Raw genomic sequence first — 23247 nt, 5'->3', positions numbered from 1 at the left:
GGTAGTTACCAGTCGCTTCCAACACACAGTGATCGGTCTGTGGATTGAGACTGTCGACGAAGTGGGCAATCTGTTGGGGCGTCTGGTAGTCCCACTGTTGGACCTGATAGCTGGCAGCGGGCGTGGGACGGGCTGAAACGAAGGAGCGAGCCGCCATGTCGATTCCGATGTAATTTGTTATCATTGTGATTAGGTTTAGGGCTAAGTGGGCTTTAACCGCACCTTCATCATGCACACAGGCTCGAGGCCTACCAAACTGTCCGGTGTAGGTTAAAGCAGGGGGATGGGAACACACATAGGTAACGGTGTGAAGCACCTAAGGCACTGCTGTTTTTATCCATCCCCCACCGCTTAGCCGAGTGACTACCAAAGATAATTCGGTTAATGGTAATCAAAGAGGGTGTCGAACAAAGGTATGAAAGGCACGCGGAAACATGGGAATTCCGTGTCTTCTACCGACGCTATGCTGTTGGGCCCCTACGGGGCGAAAAACGGCGCGGTTCATTGATGAAAACCGCGACGACTCAGTCCGTTGATGAAAATTACTTCGGAATAGACCGTCCGTTTATAATTTCACTTCCCGGCTCGGCAAATACCCAATCCGGTGGGCCACCACCCGCAGCGAGTCGCCCGGTTGAACGGGAAGCGGTTTTCCGGCATAAACCTGCCAGACGCTGGGCTGGTCAGCACCCCGTTTCAGCACATACCCGATTGAAGCCCCCGGCGTGGCGCAACGAAGGGTAACGGCATTTCCCGACTTAACCAGCTCAGGATCAGCGGTTTGTGGCGGCTCAGAATTGCCGTTCCACATCTGTTTCAGCATTTCAGCTTCAGACAACGCCCCTTTGTCCCCCACCTTTTTCAGCCAGGCATCCATCTGAGCGCGCAACTCCTGTAATTTGGCCCGGTAAGCGGGCTGGGTGGCCAGATTGGTAAACTCGTTCGGATCGGTCCGGGTATCGCACAATTCTTCCTCCGGTTTCGTTTTCCGAAACCACAGTTGTTGCGTCGCATTCAGTTTACCATCATCCCGCAACTGTAGTAATTCCTTCATCATCGGAATGCCCCGCCGGTAGTTGATGTTCTGATAATACGGTTTTTCGGGCATGTAGTTGCGGTAGTATTTGTACCGGCCATCGCCCACGGCCCGCACCCGGTCGAGTTCGGTATCCATGCGATCGCGACCCGCAAAAATGTATTTCCGGGGTGTTGCGGCCTTTTTCGGCCCTAAAAACGCCTGTCCCTGCAAGTAGCCCGGCAGGGGAATATTCGCCAGGGAAAGAATCGTTGGTGCCAGATCGACAAAGCTAACAAGCTGGTCATCAGTACTCCCGGCTGGTTTGGAACCATTTACACGAAATTTTTCCGGAATCCGGACAATCATCGGCACGCGCAATCCCCGGTCATACACCTCCCGTTTCACGAAAGGCAGACCGTCGCCGTGGTCGGAATAAAAGAAGATGATGGTGTTGTCGTAGAGTCCGTCCTCCTTGAGTTGCTGCAGGATTGTTCCCACGATGGAATCCATGCGCATGACGTTGGACAAATGCCGGGCGATGTCGTGCCGAACGGTTTTGGTATCGGGATAATACACCGGTACGGTTACGTCTTCTGGCCGAACCAGCAGCGTTTCCCTGTCCCGCGCCCAGATCTGCGACTCGTGCGTGATCACCAGATTAAAAATTGAAAAGAAGGGTTTATGGGCCGGGCGGTTTCGCCAGTGGGCTTTCCGGCTGCTCTCATCCCAAACCGTCACGGGCGGCACAAACTGGTAATCCTGCTTTTCGTTGTTCGTTGTATAATACCCCGATTTTCGCAAATATTCGGGGAAGCAACGCACCTCCTCGGGTAGCACGGCGGAATACGATTTGACCGGCGACGATTTGTGCGGAAATGGATCAGCCTGAAGCGTTCGCATGTGTTGCGTTCCGATCGAGGTCTGGTACATGCCCGTGATGAGAGCCGACCGGCTGGGCGCACACACCCCGGCGGTGGAGTATACCCGCGAATACCGGACTCCTTCGGCCGCCAGCCGATCGAGGTTCGGCGTTTTCACCACCCGATCGCCGAACGCGCCGAGGTGGGGCGACATATCTTCGCAGGTGATCCAGAGTATATTGGGCGATTCGGGCGTTTGGTGGGCCGGGCGCAACACCAGGCCCAAACCAAAAAGGCTGACGAGGACAAACAGAGCAAGGGTCGGGTAGTTTTTCATGGAAGGGAATCAATCAACAATGCAAAATGATAAACGCCAAATGCAAATGTATTCCGCAATTAATGACTTTTACATGTAGCGTTTATCATTTTGCATTGTTGATCAGTAGTGTACGAAGGATGCTTTTTTTTCCACCCTCTTTGGCTATTGGCGTAGAACGATCTTTAGAACGGTTTTTTCTGATGCTGTAACGCGAATGAGGGGTGGTTGGCCGCGTAGCGGACGGATGTTTGTAACGAAAAGACTACCCGGTTCCTCCCGCGTGCCTTTGGGTACGCAACAGGCAGGTGCAGGTGATTGCGTACCCAAAGGCACGCGGGCTTTTTTGATGGCACACTGTGGCTACAAACATCCGTCCGCTACGCGGCCAACCATCCCTCATTTGCGTTAGCATCGACAAGCGTTTGCAAAAATCGTGACCAAAAAAGGGAAGAAAAAAGGGAAGGAAAAACGGTTTACCAATCATTTTAAATCCTTCATACAGTACTGATTGTTGATTCTCAATCAATTCCAATAATCCCTGGAAAAGAAATTTCCCCATCTATAGAAAAACCGGCAAAGGTTCCTTTCTTGCAAACGGAGAGGGACGATCACCAACCTGTAATCAAACACGCAACATGAATTCTTTCTGGAAACTTACCGGCTCCCGCGCCCTGGTGACGGGCGGAACCAAAGGCATTGGCGAAGCGATCGTAAACCAACTGCTGGAACTGGGCGCGGAGGTGTTTATCGTGGCCCGTGATAACGATGTATTGCAGCAAAAACTGGCTGAACACCGGCAGAACGGTTTTTCGGTCGATGGTCTGGCCGCCGACATCAGCCAGCCGGGGGCGGTGCAGCACGTGGCCGAAACCGTCCAAAACCGCTGGGGAAGCCTGGATATCCTAATCAACAACGCCGGTACGAACATCCGAAAACCCACCATCGACTACACAACGGACGAATTCGATATTCTTCTGAACACCAACCTGCGGGCGGGCTACGAACTTTCCAAGGCGGTTTATCCACTCCTAAAAGCGTCGGGAAAAGGCAGTATTGTGTTTGTTTCGTCCGTGTCGGGGCTGACGCACACCAGCAGCGGTTCCATTTACGGCATGACCAAAGCGGCCCTGCACCAACTGGCAAAAAACCTGGCCGTCGAGTGGGCCACGGACGGCATCAGAACCAATGTGGTCGCGCCCTGGTACATCTACACGCCCCTGGCGGCACCGGTGCTGGACAATCCCGAAAAACTGGCAGGAATTCTGAAAAGAACGCCGATGGGTCGCGTCGGAAAAGTAGAAGAAGTAGCCGCCACCGTCGCTTTTCTGTGCCTGCCCGCAGCGGGTTACATCACCGGTCAGACGATTGCGGTGGATGGCGGGATGACGGTCTGGGGGATGTAGTGATGGTAAATAAATAAATACCAGCATGATGCAAAAATAGACCAAAAAGTCTATTTTTGCATCATGCTTACGAAAGCTGAACGAACCAAGCAATTTATTCTGGAAACCGCAGCGCCACTGTTCAATGAAAGAGGTGTCGCTGGTGTTCACATTGACGACGTGCTTGCTGCCACCAAAGTAGCTAAAGGGTGTCTGTATGGCCATTTTGAGAACAAGGAAGACCTTTCAGTTCAGGTCATTGACCTGCTGCTCTCAAAAATGACGGAAAAAATTTTGACTACGATTGGGCAGGCTGATACCGCCAAAGCCAAAATCTTCGCTTTTCTTGACTTGTACACCGATCCCCTGAATACGTACATCCGTGGGGGTTGCCCCATTTTCAACATGGCAGTAGAATCGGATGATACGCACCCGATCATTAAAAAAAAGGTGGCGGCTGTTATCACCAGGGGGCAGGAGATGGCGGTTGCTATCCTGAAACAGGGTATTGAGAATGGGGAATTTTCGACTAAACTTGATCCGGTTGTTTATGCTTTCCACATGGTGGCCGCTGTAGAAGGTGGGGTCATCATGTGCCGAGCAATGAATACCGCTCAACCGATGATCAGTCTGATCAAAAGTTTGAAAGCAGAACTGGAGCGTTATGCTCTATAAAAAAATTTATCACAAAATAGACCAAAAAGTCTAAAATGAATCAGAACTAACTGTAAACCAGCATCCTTCCCATTTCAAAACTAACACCTACTACAGCATGAAAGCTTTTTTCATTGATCGATATAACAAAAAGGAACCCATGCGTTTCGGTGAGATGCCGGAGCCGAAACTGCGGGAAAATGACGTATTGGTTAAAATCCATGCCGCCGGCGTCAATTTGCTGGATTCCAAAATCAAAGTGGGTGAGTTCAAAGCCATGCTCCCCTACAAATTACCACTCATCATGGGCCATGACGTGGCAGGTGTAGTTGTCGAAGTGGGTGTGAAGGTGAAAAATTTCAAGGTTGGCGACAACATCTACGCCCGCCCCGCCGATTACCACATTGGTACGTTTGCCGAATTCATCACCATAGACGAAGCCGACGTCGCCATCATGCCCACATCGCTGTCGATGGAAGAGGCTGCGTCGATTCCACTGGTGGGCTTGACGGCCTGGCAGGCCCTGGTTGAAAAAGGCAACCTGAAAAAAGGTCAAAAAGTGTTCATTCAAGCCGGTTCGGGCGGAGTCGGCACCTTTGCGATCCAACTGGCCAAACACCTGGGCGCAACCGTAGCCACCACCACCAGCGCAGCCAACATTGAACTGGTAAAGAGCCTGGGGGCCGATGTGGTAATCGACTACAAAACACAGGATTTCGAAAGCATCCTCAGCCAGTATGATTTGGTGCTCAACAGCCAGGATGCCGCCACACTGGAGAAATCACTGCGGGTGCTGCGGCCCGGCGGCAAACTCATTTCCATCGCCGGCCCGCCCGATCCTGAATTTGCCAAAGAGATCGGCTTAAACTGGCTATTGAAAATGGTGATGTTCTTCCTGAGTTACGCCACCAAACGCAAAGCAAAAGCCCTCGGCGTGACTTATTCCTTCCTGTTTATGCGAGCCGAGGGAAGCCAGCTTGCCAAAATCACCAGGCTCATCGATGATAAGATGATACGCCCGGTGATGGACAAGGTATTTCCGTTTAATGAGGCCAATGAAGCCCTGGCTTACGTGGAAAGCGGACGGGCCAGGGGCAAGGTTGTCATCAAAGTAACGTAGCCCGCGCGCTTTCCGGCCAAACGACCCTAAACTTTATTTATCCAGAACAACGACGTCGTTGATGAGGTAGCTCCCTTTGTCCGTCGTCAGGTTGTAGACTTGGTCAACCGTGCGAACCGTATTCTGAACGGCGGAAACTTTCCAGGCCGACACCGAGCGGGTGGCGCCATCGAAACGGTAGAGCACGTCGCCGTTGCGCAGGTCACCCAGCTTTTTCGCTCCGGTTGCGGTTTGAATGGGGTGGTTGGCGGTCGCTTCCAGCAAAACCGGCTTGGTCAATGCAGCCGAATTGCTGGCCGAAAGGTCCTGAACCGGCGTCATCCAAACCCCGGCGATGGCCAGATTGGGTTTCGCGTGGATGGTCACTTCCTGCACCCGTGCCGGAACCAGCAGGCGGTTTTTGGCATCGTAAGCCAGCACTTCATCACCGGCTTTTATTTCCGCGATGGCTTTCGTCTGGCGGTCGGTCAGGGTCACAATGGCATCGGCTGGGAAGCAGAAATTGTATTCTTCCTTCTTCTTGTCACCGCCTTCTTCTTTCGCACCACCACCGCCCATCAGCAGGGCCATTTCGCGGGAAAGCACAAAACCGAGCGCCGACATCAGTCCGGCTTCTTTTTCACCCACATACTTCAGATCGTCGATGTAGGCATCCCAGGCCTTGCGGTCGGCACTGGCACCGGGAATCACGAACGGCTTAGTTTCTTTGGTTTTTCCATTTTCATAAATCGCCAGCAAACCCAGTTCTTTGGTATCGGCAGCCGTGAACACTTTGTACAGATAGATTTTCCGGGGAATCCCATCGCTGTAATTGAAGACGTAGGCGGGGCGTTCTTCGTAGCGATCCAGAATGAAATCACCGGATTTGAAGTAAGTATCTTTTTCCAGATTCCCGATTTTAATGGCCTTGACGGCTTTCAGTTGATCCAGCGACATGGAAGCGGTTTGCGCCCAAACGCGGGAAGAAACCAGTTGCGCGACGATCACGCAACAAACCAGAAGACATTGACGAAGTAGGTTAGTTTTCATAGCAGTTCGATATTCAACATTCGTTATTCAATAGTCGATATTTCTTATTTTCTCAGGTAACCCGGTCTTACATTTCTGCCCCTAAATCCCCTAAAGGACGGTCGGCCGCTGCCGGACTTGGACGCGGAATCCTTCGGATGCTAAAAGTCCGGCAGCGGCCGACCGTCCTTCAGGGGATTTAGGGGCATCAAATTATTTCTTCGTGTACTCGCCAACACGAGCATGCAGCGAATCGACCACGCGCCGGGCGGAGGTGAACGCTCCCGCCATCCAGGCCGTCAGGTACGTGGTATGCTCCCCGGCAAAGTAGATGTTCCCATCTGGTTCGAGCAGCGACGGATAGTACTTTTTCCGTACGGCATCGTCATACAGCGCCCAGCCGCCTTCATTGTGCGGGATTTTTTGCCAGGCCAGCGAAAACGAATTTTCAAACTCCTGCGGGTACTGCGGATGAAGTTTATAGCCCTGCTCCAGCGCCATTTTTTCGCGGGCGGCCAGCGACATATCCCCCACGGCACCCGCCCGGGTATAGAAATTATAATACCCGATCAAGACGCCTTTCTTACCCATCAGACCGAACGATGGATACCAGATCTGGTTGATATCCATGTTGGTACGGGAAATTCCGCCGTAAATCGCATCGTCTTCTTCCCAAAACCGCCGTTTGAATTGCAGACCGATTTTACCGGTTTTCATATAGGGAATAAAATCCGCCGACCGTTTGACCATCGGTGACAGATCGGACTCAATCTTTTTCAGGATGGGCAGCGGCAGCGTACAGACGCAGAATTCCGCCGTTAGCTCGGTCGGTTTGCCATCTTTCTGATAAACCACCCGAACGCCATTCTCTGTTTTTCGCAGCTCTTTCACCGGCGCATTGAACTGGATTTTTCCGGCCAGCTTTTTTTCCAATGCCTTCGGAATGGCATCCATTCCGCCCACGGGTTGCAACAGCGTCGAATGCTGCTCGAACGTGTAATCGCCATTGTTGTAAAAAACCGGTTGCATGTAGCCCGAACGCAGGTATTCCGTCAGGCCGTACGGGTCTTCGAGATCACCGGGCATCGAACCCGCACCGGGCATGGTTTTGTAGCCCCGGCGGTTGGTGCCTTTATAGAGCTTGCCGGTATTCAAATCCCCTTCATTTTTCAGAAAGTCGATCAGCTTTTCAACGTCTTCTTTCGTCAACTGCTGGTCGAGCGAAGATTGATCCAGGGCTTTCGCCAGCAACTCGCTCGTGTAGCCACGCAGGTCACTGTGGTATTCCCGGATGCGCATCCGTTTGTTGGCCAGCGCGCCCGTACCGCCGTCGTTGTAGAGCCAGGCCGATTCGTTGGAGCCATTGAAAATTTCTAGCGGCACGCCCAGTTCACGGCAATAGTGCAACGTCAGTTGATGGTTGTGGGGAATCCGGGCGGCTCCGCCGTTAAAGTATTGACCGTCAACGAACTTGCAAACCTGTTCGGTGCCGCCAATTTCTGTTTCCTTCGTTCCTCCGCGAACCGTCCAGACCCGGCCACCGGAACGGCCGCGGGCTTCGAGCACCGTGCAGTCGTAGCCTAGTTTGCCAAGTTCGTAGGCCGTGGTCAAACCGGCCAAACCCGCCCCCAGAATCACCACTTTGCGGGCTTTTCCCTCTTTCAGGCCATTGGCCGGCAAATCAAACGCTTCGGCGGGAGCCGGTTTCAGCAGTCCCCAGGCCAGCAAGCTAGCATAGGTCGCTCCGGTTGATTCAATAAAATTACGTCGGGTCATTCTGAATCAGTTAAAAGTTAAGAATTAAAAGTTAAGAGTTAAAAAAACTGACCGGCAGTCAAACGCGTCAGCCAACCGCGCAGGGCGGCCTACTTTTAATTTTTAACTTTTAACTCTTAACTCTATCAGGCAATTTTCTTAAAGACATCCATAAACATCCCCATTTCGTCGACCGTGCCGATGCTGACACGGCAGTAGGGCTGGGCGTTGTGTTCGCGGGTTGAGGTCAGAATGCCGTTGCCAAACATCTCCTTTTCGAAGGTTTTAGTTTTCATCCGAATCGGGAACAACACGAAGTTGGCATACGAGGGAACGTATTCGTAGCCCTTCTCTTTCAGGCCTTTATAGAGCAATTCGCGGGCTTTGTCGTTTTCGGTGCGGCAGAAGTTCTGCCATTCCAGATCCTGGTAGCTGGCAATTCCGGCTTTCAGGGTGGTAACACTCGGGTTCCATTCACCCCGGGAATAGTTCTGGAGTTCGATCAGGAATTTTTCGGGACCGATGGCGTAGCCCAACCGCAAACCGGCAAAACCGTGGATTTTGGAGAACGTCCGGGTCAGGAACACGTTGTGTCCTTCGGCCACGAGCTTCGGCAGGGCCGGGCGGTCTTCGGGTTTCAGAAAATCGATGTAGGCTTCATCGATGAAGACGGGGAGTTTCGGCGAAACCTCTTTGCAGAAAGCCACCAGTTCGGCCGCCGGAACCACCGTGCCGGTCGGATTATTGGGGTTGCAAATGTAGACAAGCTTCGTATCCGGCGTGATTTTAGCCTTCATAGCCGCCAGGTCGTAGCGGTATTCTTTCGTCAGCGGAACGGCTTCAATTTTGGCACCGAACTTCTTCGCGCATCCCAGAAAATCGTCGTAGGTAAACTGGCTGGTCAGGATGGTTCCGCCTGCGCCTTTGGCCGCGCTACCGGTAAAATAAACCGCCATCGCCGTCAGCAATTCCGACGACCCGGCCGAGAGCATGATGTTTTCGGGTTTAACCCCTTCGCGGGCGGCAATCAGTTGTTTCAATTCCTGGCCTTCGAACATCGCATACCGGTTGCTGGTTTCGACGGCCTTCAGAATGGCCTCTTTGGCTTTTGAGGAAATTCCGTGGGGGTTTTCGTTGAACGCAATGCGGGCCTTCAGCTTCGGCATTTCCCGGCCCAGTTGAGCAAACTCATTGATGAGTGTTTGTTCATGCAGGGCATTGGCGGCAACCGGGTTCCATACCTCCCGACCCAGAGAAGTCCGGCTCAGGGATAATCCGGCGGTGAACAGCGCACCGGTGCGTAACAAATTCCTGCGGGTGATGGGGTGATCCATGATTTCGTAGAGTTGGTAAGTTTTTGTACTAAACTACGATAAGATTTTATTATTTCCGAATAAAGCCAAATCCAATTTCGTTATTTCAAAAATAGTCAAAATTTCTAAAATGCTTTCTGAATGAAAGTAGATTTATATTCTTTTTATAATTATTCCTACTTATTAATTAAAAATCAAACTTGTTTTGTCAGAATAATTATAAAATCATCATAAATTGGTTCATAATTAAACTTCTAGTATTTCGGCTGTTGAAGCCTCAAAATACGTAATTTCCCCAAAAAAGTGCGTAGAAAGATTTAGTACCGCAAGATGAATAATGCCGAATATTTGATATACTTACTGCCTACTCGAAAAGCGTATCCACCGACCCGGTTTTCAGCTACACAACCTAAAATTTTCCGGAATGAAACTTACGATTCAGGATTTGAATAAGACCTATTCAAATGGGGTCAAAGCCCTGCACGACGTTACCCTGACCATCCCGCAGGGCATGTTTGGGCTGTTGGGGCCGAATGGCGCGGGCAAGTCCTCACTGATGCGCACCATCGCCACTCTGCAGGAAGCCGACAGCGGCCAGATTCTGCTGGAAGACACCCCCATGGGTACCATCGATGTGATTCGCCAGAAAGACAGCATCCGGCGGGTTCTTGGGTATCTGCCGCAGGAATTTGGCGTCTATCCGAAAGTGTCGGCCGAAACCATGCTCGACCACATCGCCAGCCTGAAAGGTATCAGCAACAGCCGGGAACGCAAACTGATCGTCGATGCCCTGCTCGAAAAAGTCAATCTATCCCACGTTAAAAAGAAGAATTTAGGCACGTTTTCGGGCGGGATGAAACAGCGGTTTGGCATCGCCCAGGCCCTGATTGGCAACCCCAGCCTGATTATTGTCGATGAACCCACCGCCGGTCTGGACCCCGCCGAGCGCAACCGCTTCCACAACCTGCTGTCGGAAATCGGTGAAAATACCGTCGTCATTCTCTCCACCCACATCGTGGAAGACGTCACCAACCTTTGCTCCGACATGGCCATCATCAGCCTCGGCAACGTCATCGCCCAGGGACACCCCGCCGACCTCGTGGCCGCCATTCAGGGAAAAATCTGGCGCAAAATCATCGAAAAACCCGAACTGGACAATTACAAGGCCAACCACCAGGTCATTTCGACGCAACTCAAGGGCGGAAGAACCCAGATTCACATTTACAGCGACAGTCCGCAACTCGGTTTTGATCCCGTCGAAGCCGACCTGGAAGACGTCTACTTCTCCAAAATCACCAGCCATCAGGAGTTAAGAGTGATGAGTTAAGAGTTAAAAATTAAAAGTTAAAAATAAATGCGTTAGCCGACGTAATGGGCGGCTCCGTCATAACTCTTCATTCTTAACTCTTAATTCTTAACTCCTTATGTTTTGGAACATCTTTACGTTTGAACTGAAGTATCGACTGAAGCGTCCGGCCACGTATTTATACGGCCTGCTCCTGTTTTTATACGCCTTTCTGATCCTGATTTACGGCAACGGCCCGGCTTCCGAAAAAGCGAATGTCAACTCGCCCTACGCCATTTCGTACCTGCTGATTCTCATGAGTGTTTTCGCCACCATGATGAGTTCGGCAGTGATGGGCGTGCCGGTGTACCGCGACATCGAACACAACACCCGCTCCTACTTCTTCTCCTACCCCATTAGCGAACGCGGCTACCTGCTGGGGCGGTATCTGGGTTCGTTTCTCATCCTGATCGCCATCATGAGCTGCGCCTGCGTCGGTATCGTGCTGGGGTCGCTGCTGGGGCCGGTATTGAACCTGGCCGACAACGTGGAACGCTACGGCCCGATCCGGCTGTGGGATTACGTGCAACCGATGCTGGTTTTCGTGATTCCGACGGTCTTTTTCACGGGAAGCCTGTTTTTCAGCCTGGTGGCGCTGACCCGCAATGTGTTTGTGACCTATGCCGGGAGTCTGCTGCTGTTCATCGGTTATTTGCTGGGCATCACGCTGGCGTCGGATCTGGAAAACAAGGACATCGTCGATCTACTCGATCCTTTTGCGCTCAATACGTTCACGAACGCGACCAAATACTGGACACCCGCTGAGCAGAACGAACTCCACGCCGGGCTGGAAGGCAATGTGCTGCTGAACCGGTTGTTGTGGGGCGGAATTGGGTTGGTGACGCTGCTCTACACGGTATTTCGGTTTGATTTTCAGCGGTTTCTGGCCATCAAACTGGGTAAGAAATCGAAAACCGACGGGGTTACGGAAAAAGCAAAACCGCTCGCTACGCTGCCCGTGGCCGAGAAAATCTATTCCACCAAGGCCTATCTCACGCACCTGTTCCGGTTAACGAAGCTGGAATTCGGCAACATCATCAAAGACGTTTATTTTCTGGTCATTTTGATGGGTGGCGTGTTGTTTCTGTTTCTGGATGGCTGGTTTGCCGACCAGATTATGGGAACGCGGTCGCTGCCGACGACTTATTACATGATTGAGGTAAAGGACTTCGATTACATTCTGTTTGTCTTTATTCTCATTATTTTCTACACCGGCGAGAGCGTTCACCGCGACAAAGCCGTCCATTTCGACAACATTGCCGACGCGCTACCCGTCCCGAACTGGGTGACCTACGGATCGAAGTTTCTGGCACTGGTCGGCATCTGTTTTCTGCTGGTCAATCTGGTGATTGTCAGTGGCGTGTTGAACCAAACCGTCAAAGGTTATTTCCAGTATGACTTCAACCAGTACTTTACCGATCTCTACCTGATCGAGTTTCCCGAATACCTGCAACTGCTGATGCTGGCTTTTTTTGTCCACATCATGGTCAACAGCAAGTTTACGGGCCACATCATCACGATCGGAATCTGGGTGGTATTGATCGCGCTGCGGAATTTTGCGGAACTGGACTATAACCTGTTTTTCTACAGTTACACGCCCGGCTACCGGATTTCGGACATGAACGGTTTCGGGCATTTTCTGAAACCGCTGCTCTGGTTCAATCTCTATTGGCTGGCGTTTGGTTTTGCGCTGTTGATTGTCGGCAATCTGTTCTGGAACCGGGGTTCTGAAGGCGACCTGAAAACCCGCTGGCGATTGGCCAAACTGCGGTTCACCCGCTTGCCGATGATGGCACTGGTCGTTTGTCTGCTCATCTTTGTGGGTTCCGGCATCTGGATTTACTACAACGTGAGCGTGCTGAACAAGTACCAGACCGCCGACGAAACCCGGGAATTGCAGGCCGAGTACGAGAAAAAATACAGCCGCTACGAACGCGTCGCGCACCCGAAAATCACGGATTTAAAAGTAAAAATCGACCTCGTACCGGAAGAACGACGCGTGACGGCTAACGGTATTTTCACGATCGTCAACAAAACCGCCCGCCCGCTCGATTCGCTGCACCTGCTGTTCAGTTCGCCGGAATACAATCATCCGAAAACCAAAACGCTGCTGATCGACGGCAAAGACCCGAAAATCCTGCTGAAAGACACGGTGTTCCGGTATTACATTTACCAACTGCCCCGAACCCTCCAGCCCGGCGATACGGCCCGCATGGAAATCACGATTACGGCCCAACCCAAAGGATTCACCAACAGCGGTTTGAACCGGGAACTGGTCTACAACGGCACATTTTTCGATACGGGCATTTTTCCAACCTTTGGCTACAACCCCAACGGGGAGCTGACCAGCGATAAATACCGCAAAAAATTCGGTTTGCCCATCAAGCAATACCAGCAGCCGCCCTACACCGACGCCTGGGGCCGCAGCAATTTTCTGTTTACGCAGGACGGCGACTGGATTACGTTTGAAGGCACCGTTAGCACCGCGCCCGACCAGATTGCGATCATGCCGGGGTATCTGCAAAAGGAATGGTCGGCCAACGGGCGCAAGTATTACCAGTATAAAATGGATGCGCCCATCGCCTATTTCATGAACGTCAGTTCGGCCCGCTACGCCGTCAAACGCGATGTCTGGAAAGGCCCGGATGGAAAAACCGTCAACATCGAAGTGTATCACCACCCGGCGCATGGCCTGAACATCGACCGGTACGTGAATTCGGTGAAGGCATCAATGGATTACTACAACCAGTATTTCAGCCCGTATCAGTTCCGGCAAATGCGGATCATGGAGTTTCCGCGCTACGCCGGTTTTGCGCAGTCGTTTCCGAATACCGTGCCCTATGCCGAGAGTTTCGGCTGGGTGGGCGACTTCCGCGATCCGGACAAAACCGACTATGCCTATTACGTGACCGCGCACGAAGTAGCGCACCAGTGGTGGGGCCATCAGGTGATGCCGAGCAACACGCGGGGCGCCAACCAGATTTCGGAGTCGATGGCGGAATATGCCTCGCTGATGGTGCTGAAAAAGACCTACGGCGACAACATCATGCAGTCGCGTCTGAAATACAGCCTCGACCGGTATTTGCGCGGGCGGTCGTCGGAAGACAAGTTTGAGGAAACGCTGCTCGACAACGATACGCGGGCGTACGTCTGGTACGACAAAGGCTCTGTGGTGCTGTTTGCCTTGCAGGATTACATCGGCGAAGAACGGCTCAACCGCGCTTTCCGGGACTATGTGGAGAAAGATGCCTTCCAGCAAAAAGCGCCTTTCACGACCAGCCGCGACTGGTATAGCTACATCAAAGCCGCCACGCCCGACTCCCTGCACTACTTCCTGACCGACAATTTCGAGAAAATCACGCTCTACGAAAACCGCATCACGGAAGCCAAAGCCGAACCGCTGAAAAACGATCAATACAAAGTGACGATGACCGTGCAGACCAAAAAGCTGTATTACGACAAGGCGGGGAAAGAAACCGGCGTGGGCAAAGCCAAAGACCTGATCGAGATCGGGATTTTTGCGGCTGATGCGAAAAACAAGAAGGGAATGACGGAAAAAGTGCCGCTCTATCTGAAAAAACAGTGGTTAGCGCCGGGGGTTCATAAACTGGAATTCGTGGTGAAAGGCAAACCCGCCAAAGCCGGCATCGATCCGTACAACAAGCTGATCGACCGGGTGTCGGACGACAATGTGAAGCCAGTGGATTAAGTTTAGAAGAAAAAAGGTTGTATCGCAGAGTTAAGCGGAGGAGAATGAGTTAAGCAGAGTTTTTTCTCCGCTCAACTCATTCTCCTCCGCTTAACTCCGCGATACAACTCTTTTCAATACAGCCTTTCTGTCCGGCAATCTAAAATCACGCCAGTGATCTGAGCCGGTAAAATATACAATTGAATGCCTGAATTATGCACTTCAGCGTGCTTCCTCTATAGTGCTGGTTGTTTTGGAATCTACTTTACAGATTCAATCTTTTTATTCACCAAACAACAAAAGCATGAGGAAACTAAATCAGCGTTTTCGAACCGGATTCCTGCATTCACTGCACTGGTTTTTTGCCGGATGGCTGGCCATTTCGGTGGCCGGAGCCCAGTCCATCAGCAAACAGATCATCGTCGACCAGTTTGGCTGGCGACCGTCGGCGAAGAAAATCGTCGTGTTTGCCAACCCGGTCAATGGCCAGAACAACGGCTCACCCTACACTCCGGGCAGTCAGTTTCAGATTCGTCGCTCGTCTGACAATTCAACGGTATTGACGGGAAACGTAACCATCTGGAACAACGGAAACCTCCACACCGACTCGGGTGACAAAGCGTGGCACGGCGATTTTTCGAGCCTGACCACACCCGGCCTGTATTACGTCTACGACCCGGCGAACAACCTGCGTTCGTACGAATTTGAGGTGCGTGATGACATCTACGCGGCCGCCCTGAAGGCATCGGCCCGGACGTTTTATTACCAGCGGTCCGGCACGGCCATCCCGGCTCAGCACGGCGGCAACTGGACCCACGGCCCGGCCCACACGCAGGACGCCAACGCCCTCTTGTACACCACCTCGGCCCAGGCCGGAACGCAACGGAACGTGACCGGGGGCTGGTACTATGCCGGTGACTACAACAAGTACATCCCGTTTCTGAGCAGCACGATGTGGAACCTCATGGTCGGTTATGAACTCCGGCCCGCGGCTTTTCCTGACAACACCAACATTCCGGAGTCGGGCAACGGCGTTCCGGACCTGCTGGACGAGCTAAAGTGGGAGTTGGACTGGATGCTGCGGATGCAGGCCGACAACGGCGGGGTTCACAGCCGGGTGACGGTGACAAGCTATGACAACGGTTCCGACGATCCGGCGACGGACGTTCAGCCCCGGTATTACACGGCGATAACCACCTGGTCGACAGCGACCTTTGCCGCCATCACCGCCCATGCCGCCCGGCTGTACGGGAATTACGGTGGTCAGTATCCGGGCTATGTCAACACCCTGCGCGCGGCTTCGGAAAAAGCCTGGACCTACCTGGAAGCCAACCCAACGATGCTGCCCGCTTCAGGAACCGACGGCGCTTCAACGGCGGCTGCCGATGCGGGTTCCAACGCCAACGACGACAAACGCCGGCGGGTTGCGGCTGCGGCCGAGCTGTTTGCCACCACCGGAACCGCCAAATACAAATCGTATTTCGATGCCCATTACAACGACGTAAACGGCACGAGTGAAAACGGTTTTCATCCGTTCTCGAACGGCAATCTGGATGCGTCGCTGTGCTGGGAACTCAACCGGGCCTACTACGTCTACGCCAAGGCTTCCGGCGCGACGTCCGCCGTTGTCACGGCGATCAGGGACAAGTTCAAAAGTACGATGGACTGGCCCCTTGAATCGTATCATACGCAGAAAAGCGACCCCTACCTGGGTTTCATGTGGACCGGCCACTATTCCTGGGGCTCCAATTTGCAAAAGGCCCTGTGGGCGATTCTTCCCATTCTGGCGGTCGATCTGAATGTCAATCCTGCCAAAAATGCGCTCTACCAGGAAATTGCGGAAGAATATCTGCATTATTTCCACGGACGCAACCCGCTCTCCTGGACCTACCTCAGCAATATGGGCAGCAGGGGCGCGAATGCCGGGGCAGAAAACAGCGTCGATGAGTTTTACCACAGTTGGTTCCGCGATGGTTCGGCGCGCTACGACGGGGCGTCGTCGCAATTCGGACCGGCACCCGGTTTTCTGGTGGGTGGCCCCAACGTGTACTACGGCGGTTCGTCGGCTCCTCCGAAAAACCAACCAGCCATGAAGGCATACCGCAACTGGAACACCAGCTACCCGGAACCCTCGTGGGAAATCACGGAACCAGCCATCTACAACCAGGCGGGGTACACATTTCTGGTGGCGTATTTCACCAGCCCGGGCGGAACAACGCCCCCACCGGTGATTTCAGCGTCGAGCAATAGCCCGGTTTGCAGCGGCCAAACCATCAATCTGGCCGTGGCCAACGCCCCGACGGGGGCCACTTTCCAGTGGAGCGGACCGAACGGTTTTACCGCAACGGTAGCGAATCCGACCCTCCCCAATGCCGGGACAGCCGCTTCCGGGACGTACTCGCTGACGGTGACGCCTTCCGGTGGAACGGCGCAAATGGTGACGACCACCGTCATTGTCAACGCCCTGCCCCCGGCGACGGCGACGAGCAACACCCCCCTTGCGGCTGGTCAGACGCTGAATCTAACAGCCGCCGGAGCCGGCAACGGAGCGAGTTACAGTTGGAAAGGCCCGAATGCGTTTGTCAGCACCCTCCAAAACCCGTCCATTGCGAACGTCACGACCACAGTCGCCGGAACGTATACACTGACCGTTGGACGAAATGGCTGCCAGGCAACGACGACGACCGTGGTGTCCGTAACGGGAACCAATCCAGGCCCGGAACCGTCTTCGCTCATCATTTACGACGATGCCCTCAAAACCGGCTGGGTCGACTGGTCGTGGAGCATGACCCGTAATTACAACGCGACCTCGCCGGTTTACAGCGGAACCAAATCGCTTTCTCTCCAGAACACGGCGGGTTGGGGAGCGTTGTATCTCCATGCCGAAACGGCGGTTTCGTTGAGTACATACCCGAGCCTGAAGTTTTGGGTCCACGGTGGCCCCAACGCCGGACAGCGAATGCAGGTGGTGATCAACAGCAGCGGATCGTATGAATTTACGCCCAAAGCAAACCAGTGGACCCTGGTCACCGTGCCCTTCTCGGCCGTCGGAAACCCATCGACTTTGCGGGATATTTTCATTCAGGACGTTACGAATAACGCTCAGGCTGCGATTTACATCGACCAGTTGCACCTGGTTTCGTCCGGCAGTACCACGCCCCCGCCGACGGACCCGGCACCGGGCGGTTTGCTGATTTACGACGACGCCCTGAAAACGGGCTGGCTCGACTGGTCGTGGAGTATTTCGCGGAATTACGCCAACGGCACCCCGGTGAAAGCCGGCAGCAAATCGCTGGCGTTGCAGTATACCGGTGGATGGGGCGGTTTATACCTCCATCCCGAACCCGCCGTTCCGCTGGCTTCGTATGCCCGGCTTCAGTTCTGGGTACACGGCGGCCCCACGGGCGGGCAGCAGTTCAAGGTGACGCTCAATGGCAGTTCGCAGGGCTACACGGTTCAGCCAACGGCCAACGCCTGGACGCTGGTGACCATCCCCCTCACGAACCTGGGCAGTCCGGCTACCCTGAAAGACCTCTATTTTCAGGATACGGGCGGAGCGACCAACTCGGTTTTCTACGTGGACAATCTTCAGCTTTCAGCGGCTTCTTCGGCCCGGCTGGCTACGGCGGAACCCGACGGCAAACCGGTGGTGCGGGTGTATCCGAACCCGGTCGACCGGCAACAAACAACCGTTAGGGTGTCGTTGAGCGGTTTTCGGCCGAATGAGGCTGTCGAGCTGAAACTGACCGATTTGCAGGGACGCGTCCTTCGGCAACGGCCAGTGACGGTTTCAACGACGGAGTATGCGTTCCCGGTGGGTCAACTGGCGCCGGGGAACTACCTGATTTCGGTGCAGGGTGAAACGACACTGATCACCAAAAAGGTTGTGGTCGAGTAAGGACCGAGCCTACTGCCTACTGAACGGGAGCAAACGACGGCTTGCTCCCGTTTTTTGCTCCAACGCATTCCGTATAAGAGATGATTCCTGACCGACAGAACGGTTTAATGGTTTCCATAAAATGAAGGACCTGAATAGAACAGGGTGACAGGGGTGGTTACCGATCACAAGATAGGCGATGATTCGTTTGGTTTTGTTGCTTCAATTCCATAGAATCGGAGATCTGTTCATCAGCATCCAACCTCATTCACACAAAACCGTGAAAACTTTTTTCCTGCTTCTGCTTCTTTCCACAACGGTTTTTTCACAACCAGCCACCAAACCGCGCGCCCGCGACCTCGGCATTCCGCTGAACGGCAAACCGGGGCCATTCAACGCAATCACCGACGTTCCCGGTGTGCTGGTGGGGTATAAAACCCGGATTGAGGGCAACGGAAAATGGGTGTTGGGGAAAGGACCGATCCGAACCGGTGTCACGGTGGTGCTGCCAACCGGGAAAACCGGCCGGACTTACCCGGCGGGTTACTTCATTTTCAACGGCGACGGCGAAATGACCGGCCTTCCCTACCTCCACGACTACGGCACCGGTTTCGGGCCGGTCGGCATCACCAACACCAACAGTGTCGGGGTGGTTCGCGACGCCATCGGGGCGTGGTGTCACCAGCAGTTTTCGACCAAAAAGGCACTTGATTTTTCATTCGGTTTACCCCTGGTCGGCGAAACCTGGGACGGGTTGCTGAACGACATCAACGGCTTGCACATCCAGAAAGAACATGTCTTCCAGGCGCTGGAAAGTGCGACTTCGGGGGCGGTTTCGGAAGGCAACGTCGGCGGAGGAACGGGCATGGTTTGCTACGGTTTTAAGGGTGGAACCGGCACGGCCTCCCGGATGATTCGGATTGGCAATCAGGACTATACGGTCGGTGTGTTGGTGCAGGCCAACTTTGGTCGGCGCGACGATCTGATGATGGCGGGGGTGCCAGTCGGGAAAGAAGTGACGGATTTGATGCCGGTGATCAATGAAAAAGACGGCTCGATCATCGCCATCGTTGGAACCGACGTGCCACTCGTTTCCTCCCAACTGAATCTGGTAGCCAAACGGGTGACGTTGGGCATTGCCCGCACCGGAACCTACGGCACCAACAGCTCGGGTGATATTTTCATGGCCTTCTCCACGCAGAAAGCCACGTATGATGCCGACACCAAAACGACTACGTACCGATCCGTGGATAAATCCAGTCTGGATGCGGTTTTTAAAGCCACCGTTGAAGCCACGGAAGAAGCCATTCTGAATGCGCTGCTGGCGGCCGAAACGATGGAAGGCATCGATCACCACAAAGTATACGGCCTACCCCACGACCGGCTGAAAGCGGTTCTGAAAAAGTATAACCGGCTGAATGAACAAAAGTAGCTTCCTTTTAAACATTGAATGTTAAATGTAAAATGATGAATGCTGAATGTAAAAATGTTGGCATTGAATACTTTTACATTTCGCGTTACTCATGCCCACGGAGGCTCGTCCGATCCTTTTTTACAGCTATTTAGAAGGGAAGAGACGCTTTTTCTCGATTGTACCCTATGATTTCACGGGAGCGATCACGTATTATAGCCGCCACATTCCGCTTGAAGAGATCGAATCCATTACCGAACTTCCGCTGATTGTCCGTAACAAACTACACAGCGACGGAAAGCGGTTTTGAAAAGGCGGTTTTACGAATGCCGCTTCATGACGTCTTTAATTAACCGATCGGCTTGGGAAGAGCCTAAACCATACTGAATCGAAAGGGCTTTTTTCAGAGCGTGGTTCAGAATGGCCATTACGCGCGAATATTTGTTCATTTCTTCCAGAAACTTCATAGATTCTACGCTTTCTGTCATTACCTCATCATAACTCAGAAAACCCGTTTGGCTTTTTCTTACCGGCGCGGACTCCTGGTGTCGTGCTTCACTGACGGTGTTGTGGGCTTTCCACAATTTGGCGAGGCTGGTAAATTCACTCCGAAAGCCGGGGTTGTTATAGACTTCTTCCACGAGTTCACGGTGTGCCGACAACAGAGCCTGTACGGTCTCATCATCTGATAAATCCCGATACCGCCACTCTTTTGATTTTTCCTCCTTTATCGACGCCAGGCGACTTTGATACGCTATTTTGAACAGGTTTAGGAGTAAAATATAGTCTTTTTCGATAGCACTTTCGGTTATATTTAATCGCACACGTGATAACCGATGGCCACGCAACACAACACAGGACTGGTAGTCTTCCCCCAAAGCACTGGCAACGAGGGCTTGCTCAATATCGGTGTCGACCAGTTTTGACGGGTCAATTAGATGATAAAGCTCAAAGATCCGCTTCATTTTCAGGTCTTCGTCCAGTTGACTGAAATGCGCCAGCAGTTCGTCATGCGAAAGAACTCCCTGCCCGAATCGGACGATCGCTATCTCCTCTTCCAATGTCATGGCGATGAATCTTTATACTCTTTTATGTTTTCTACAAGGATAAATATAGTTTTTTTATGCGAACTTGTTTGCTCTTGGCTCTTTCGGTTTCTATCCCCATTTTTTTTAACCCATGCAAATCATCATTACCGGCGGGGCCGGTTTTCTGGGTCAGCGGCTGGCCAAAGCACTCCTGAACAGTTCGCTGGTTTTTGAAGAATTGCTCCTGGTCGATCTCATTCTACCAACGAATCCGGGAAACGACGATCGGGTGCGTTGTCTGCAGATCAATCTGTCGGCAGAAGGCGCAGCCAAAAGCATTGTGACGTCCAGAACCGGGCTTCTATTTCACCTCGCAGCGGTGGTGAGCAGTCAGGCCGAAAAGGAGTTCGATCTGGGTTGGAGCGTAAATCTCGACAGTTCCCGGCATCTGCTGGAAGCCTGCCGCCACCAACAGCCGGGCATCCGGTTTGTGTTTGCCAGCGGTTTTGCCGTCTACGGCGGGGAACTCCCGGCGGTGGTCGATGAAAGGACCGTCATTACGCCCCGGTCTTCATACGGCATTCAGAAAGCCATTGTGGAGTTGCTGGTCAATGATTACAGCCGGAAAAATTTTGTCGATGGAAGGGTGCTGCGGTTGCCCACAATTTGTGTCCGGCCCGGCCGACCGAATCAGGCGGCCTCTTCGTTTGTCAGCAGCATCATTCGGGAACCTATTCACGGCGAAACCGCCATTTGCCCGGTTTCGCCAGATCTGACCGTGCTGGTGTCCAGCCCGAACACGATCATTCGCAACATCCTGCATGGGGCTACGCTGGAAAGCACCGCCTTCGGCGACTGGCGGACGGTCAACCTGCCCGGTATTTCGGTTACCATCCGGGAAATGCTCGACTCTCTGGGGCGGCATACGGATCGGAAAACCGCAAACCGGGTCGAGTTCCGGCCCGATCCCGCCGTTCACGCCATTGTGAGCAGTTGGCCAACCGCCGTCGACAACACCCGGTCTCTTCAGCTTGGCTTTTCGGCAGATGGAGATTTTGATGGGTTTGTCAGGCAGTTTCTGGCGGAGGAATAGAGACTTAGAAAAGTCTTTACTTCTTCTTTTTCCGCTTCTTCCGCCCCAACTGCAGTTCCTCCGCTTCCTTCATCAACGCTTTCAGATCAAACTGCGCGCCTTTGCTGGCATCGACGGTTTCCTGGTAGTCGATCTGGTCGATCTGGGCGACGCGGATGGGTTTGTCCAGAAAGGTTTCAATTTCGTCGAGGATCGGTTTTTCTTCGGGGCTGCAAAAGGAGAATGCCTGGCCTTTCTGGGTTCCCCGACCCGTCCGGCCCACACGGTGGACGTAGTTTTCGGGTTGCTCGGGCAGATCGTAATTGACGACGTAATCCACGTTGGCGATGTCGATGCCGCGCGCGCTGATGTCGGTGGCAATCAAGACCTTAACCTCTCCGCTTCGGAACTGATTCATGACCATCAGGCGGTCTTTCTGCTCCTTGTCGCCGTGAATGGTTTCGCTCTTGATCCCAACGCGTTCCAGGGCTTTCAACACCCGCTCCGCCCGGACTTTCGTACGGACAAACACCAGAATTTTGCTGTCGGGATGCTCCTGAATCAGTCGTTCCAGAAAAAACCGCTTGTCGTCCATCCCGACAAAAGCCACGGAATGGTCGATATTTTTAGCTACCGGATCTTTGGGCGAAATCTGAATCCGGATGGCATTATGCACCAGCGAATAGGCTAACTTCTTGATTTTCTCATTGATCGTGGCCGAAAAAAACAGCGTTTGCCGCTTGCGGGGCAGGAATTTCATCAAATCCTGAATGTCTTTGATAAACCCCAGGTCGAGCATGTGATCGGCTTCGTCCAGAATCAGGATTTCAACCCGCTGCAACCGAATGTAGCCCTGACTCACCAGATCGAACATCCGGCCCGGCGTCGCAATCAGAATGTCGATGCCCGCTTCCAACTGCGCGATCTGCGGCCCCTGCTCCACCCCACCAAACACACAGAACACTTTCAGGTTCATGTGCCGGGAAATCTGCTCGAACACCCCGGCGATTTGCAACGCCAGCTCGCGGGTTGGCACCATTACCAGACACTTGATGCCCTCCGCCCTTTTCTGCTTTTTCCGTTCATGCAACATACTGACGACCGGAATGGCAAAAGCCGCCGTTTTTCCGGTGCCGGTTTGGGCAATCGCCAGCACGTCTTCGCCCTTCAGAATCGGCGGTATCGATTTAAACTGAATGTCGGTCGGTTTTTTGAAGCCCAACCCTTCCAGATTCCGCTTGATTTCGGGGGCAATATAATAATCGTCGAATTTCATGGTGGTGTACGCTGGACTCCGGAATGTGGTTGGTCACGTCCAATGCGAGTGCGAATTAGTAGAATATTCCTGAAAAACCGTTCCAACCCTTTTGACTTCCCGTGAGTCATCTTTCAAAAAC

The 23247-nt window shown here is 53.1% G+C and carries 15 protein-coding genes and 1 pseudogene; 9 read left to right on the top strand and 7 right to left on the bottom strand.

Features of this window, described 5'->3' with window-relative positions; all coding sequences use genetic code 11:
• Together DUE52_RS32070 and DUE52_RS09555 are read right to left on the bottom strand one after the other, a co-directional pair.
• Positions 1-184, bottom strand: a pseudogene (locus DUE52_RS32070) (IS110 family transposase); the annotation flags it as partial.
• 381 nt (positions 185-565) lie between these two features.
• Positions 566-2215 (bottom strand): sulfatase family protein, encoded by a 1650-nt coding sequence (locus DUE52_RS09555; RefSeq protein ID WP_114405758.1) that lies wholly within the window; start codon positions 2213-2215, stop codon positions 566-568.
• 617 nt (positions 2216-2832) lie between these two features.
• Between DUE52_RS09555 and DUE52_RS09545 the strand changes: the two genes are divergently transcribed.
• The 3 genes from DUE52_RS09545 (at position 2833) to DUE52_RS09535 (ending at position 5353) form a co-directional block, all read left to right on the top strand.
• Positions 2833-3600, top strand: a complete 768-nt coding sequence (locus DUE52_RS09545) for an SDR family oxidoreductase (RefSeq protein WP_114405756.1) — start codon at positions 2833-2835, stop codon at positions 3598-3600.
• A gap of 63 nt (positions 3601-3663) precedes the next feature.
• Complete coding sequence (locus DUE52_RS09540) at positions 3664-4254, top strand: TetR/AcrR family transcriptional regulator (protein ID WP_114405755.1); 591 nt, start codon at positions 3664-3666, stop codon at positions 4252-4254.
• 97 nt (positions 4255-4351) lie between these two features.
• Entirely contained in the window at positions 4352-5353 is a 1002-nt protein-coding gene (locus DUE52_RS09535; RefSeq protein WP_114405754.1) for an NADP-dependent oxidoreductase, read from the top strand.
• Between the two features lie 33 nt (positions 5354-5386).
• Here the strand turns inward: DUE52_RS09535 and DUE52_RS09530 are convergent, their stop codons facing one another.
• The 3 genes from DUE52_RS09530 to DUE52_RS09520 form a co-directional block, all read right to left on the bottom strand.
• On the bottom strand, positions 5387-6382 hold the full coding sequence (locus DUE52_RS09530) for a Hint domain-containing protein (RefSeq protein ID WP_114405753.1): 996 nt from the start codon (positions 6380-6382) through the stop codon (positions 5387-5389).
• Between the two features lie 192 nt (positions 6383-6574).
• On the bottom strand, positions 6575-8137 hold the full coding sequence (locus DUE52_RS09525; protein ID WP_114405752.1) for a flavin monoamine oxidase family protein: 1563 nt from the start codon (positions 8135-8137) through the stop codon (positions 6575-6577).
• A 125-nt stretch (positions 8138-8262) separates the two neighbouring features.
• A complete protein-coding gene (locus DUE52_RS09520) occupies positions 8263-9450 on the bottom strand; it encodes a pyridoxal phosphate-dependent aminotransferase (RefSeq protein ID WP_114405751.1) in 1188 nt (395 codons plus the stop codon).
• A gap of 403 nt (positions 9451-9853) precedes the next feature.
• Between DUE52_RS09520 and DUE52_RS09515 the strand changes: the two genes are divergently transcribed.
• The 5 genes from DUE52_RS09515 (at position 9854) to DUE52_RS09495 (ending at position 20060) form a co-directional block, all read left to right on the top strand.
• Positions 9854-10756: an ABC transporter ATP-binding protein gene (locus DUE52_RS09515; protein WP_114405750.1), complete on the top strand. Its 903-nt coding sequence runs from the start codon at positions 9854-9856 to the stop codon at positions 10754-10756.
• A 97-nt stretch (positions 10757-10853) separates the two neighbouring features.
• On the top strand, positions 10854-14483 hold the full coding sequence (locus tag DUE52_RS09510) for an ABC transporter permease/M1 family aminopeptidase (protein ID WP_114405749.1): 3630 nt from the start codon (positions 10854-10856) through the stop codon (positions 14481-14483).
• Positions 14484-14766: 283 nt separating this feature from the next.
• Entirely contained in the window at positions 14767-18360 is a 3594-nt protein-coding gene (locus DUE52_RS09505) for a glycoside hydrolase family 9 protein (RefSeq protein ID WP_114405748.1), read from the top strand.
• 259 nt (positions 18361-18619) lie between these two features.
• The gene (locus DUE52_RS09500) at positions 18620-19771 is read left to right on the top strand and encodes a DmpA family aminopeptidase (protein ID WP_229312121.1); all 1152 of its coding nucleotides are present in this window, start codon (positions 18620-18622) and stop codon (positions 19769-19771) included.
• Between the two features lie 91 nt (positions 19772-19862).
• Entirely contained in the window at positions 19863-20060 is a 198-nt protein-coding gene (locus DUE52_RS09495; RefSeq protein WP_114405746.1) for a hypothetical protein, read from the top strand.
• A 10-nt stretch (positions 20061-20070) separates the two neighbouring features.
• Here the strand turns inward: DUE52_RS09495 and DUE52_RS09490 are convergent, their stop codons facing one another.
• Positions 20071-20817: a DUF5958 family protein gene (locus tag DUE52_RS09490; RefSeq protein ID WP_114405745.1), complete on the bottom strand. Its 747-nt coding sequence runs from the start codon at positions 20815-20817 to the stop codon at positions 20071-20073.
• Positions 20818-20929: 112 nt separating this feature from the next.
• Here DUE52_RS09490 and denD point away from each other — a divergent pair, with 112 nt between their 5' ends.
• The gene (gene denD, locus DUE52_RS09485) at positions 20930-21871 is read left to right on the top strand and encodes a D-erythronate dehydrogenase (protein ID WP_114405744.1); all 942 of its coding nucleotides are present in this window, start codon (positions 20930-20932) and stop codon (positions 21869-21871) included.
• A gap of 16 nt (positions 21872-21887) precedes the next feature.
• On the opposite strand, the gene DUE52_RS09480 is transcribed toward denD, so the two are convergent.
• Positions 21888-23126, bottom strand: coding sequence for a DEAD/DEAH box helicase (locus tag DUE52_RS09480; RefSeq protein WP_114405743.1), 1239 nt, complete (start codon positions 23124-23126; stop codon positions 21888-21890).
• Positions 23127-23247: the final 121 nt, after the last annotated feature.

Origin of the sequence: Larkinella punicea, assembly GCF_003334855.1 — a bacterium.
Lineage (GTDB): Bacteria > Bacteroidota > Bacteroidia > Cytophagales > Spirosomataceae > Larkinella > Larkinella punicea.
The sequence above is the reverse complement of the archived record's forward strand: the minus strand, read 5'-3'. Positions and strand labels throughout refer to the sequence as shown.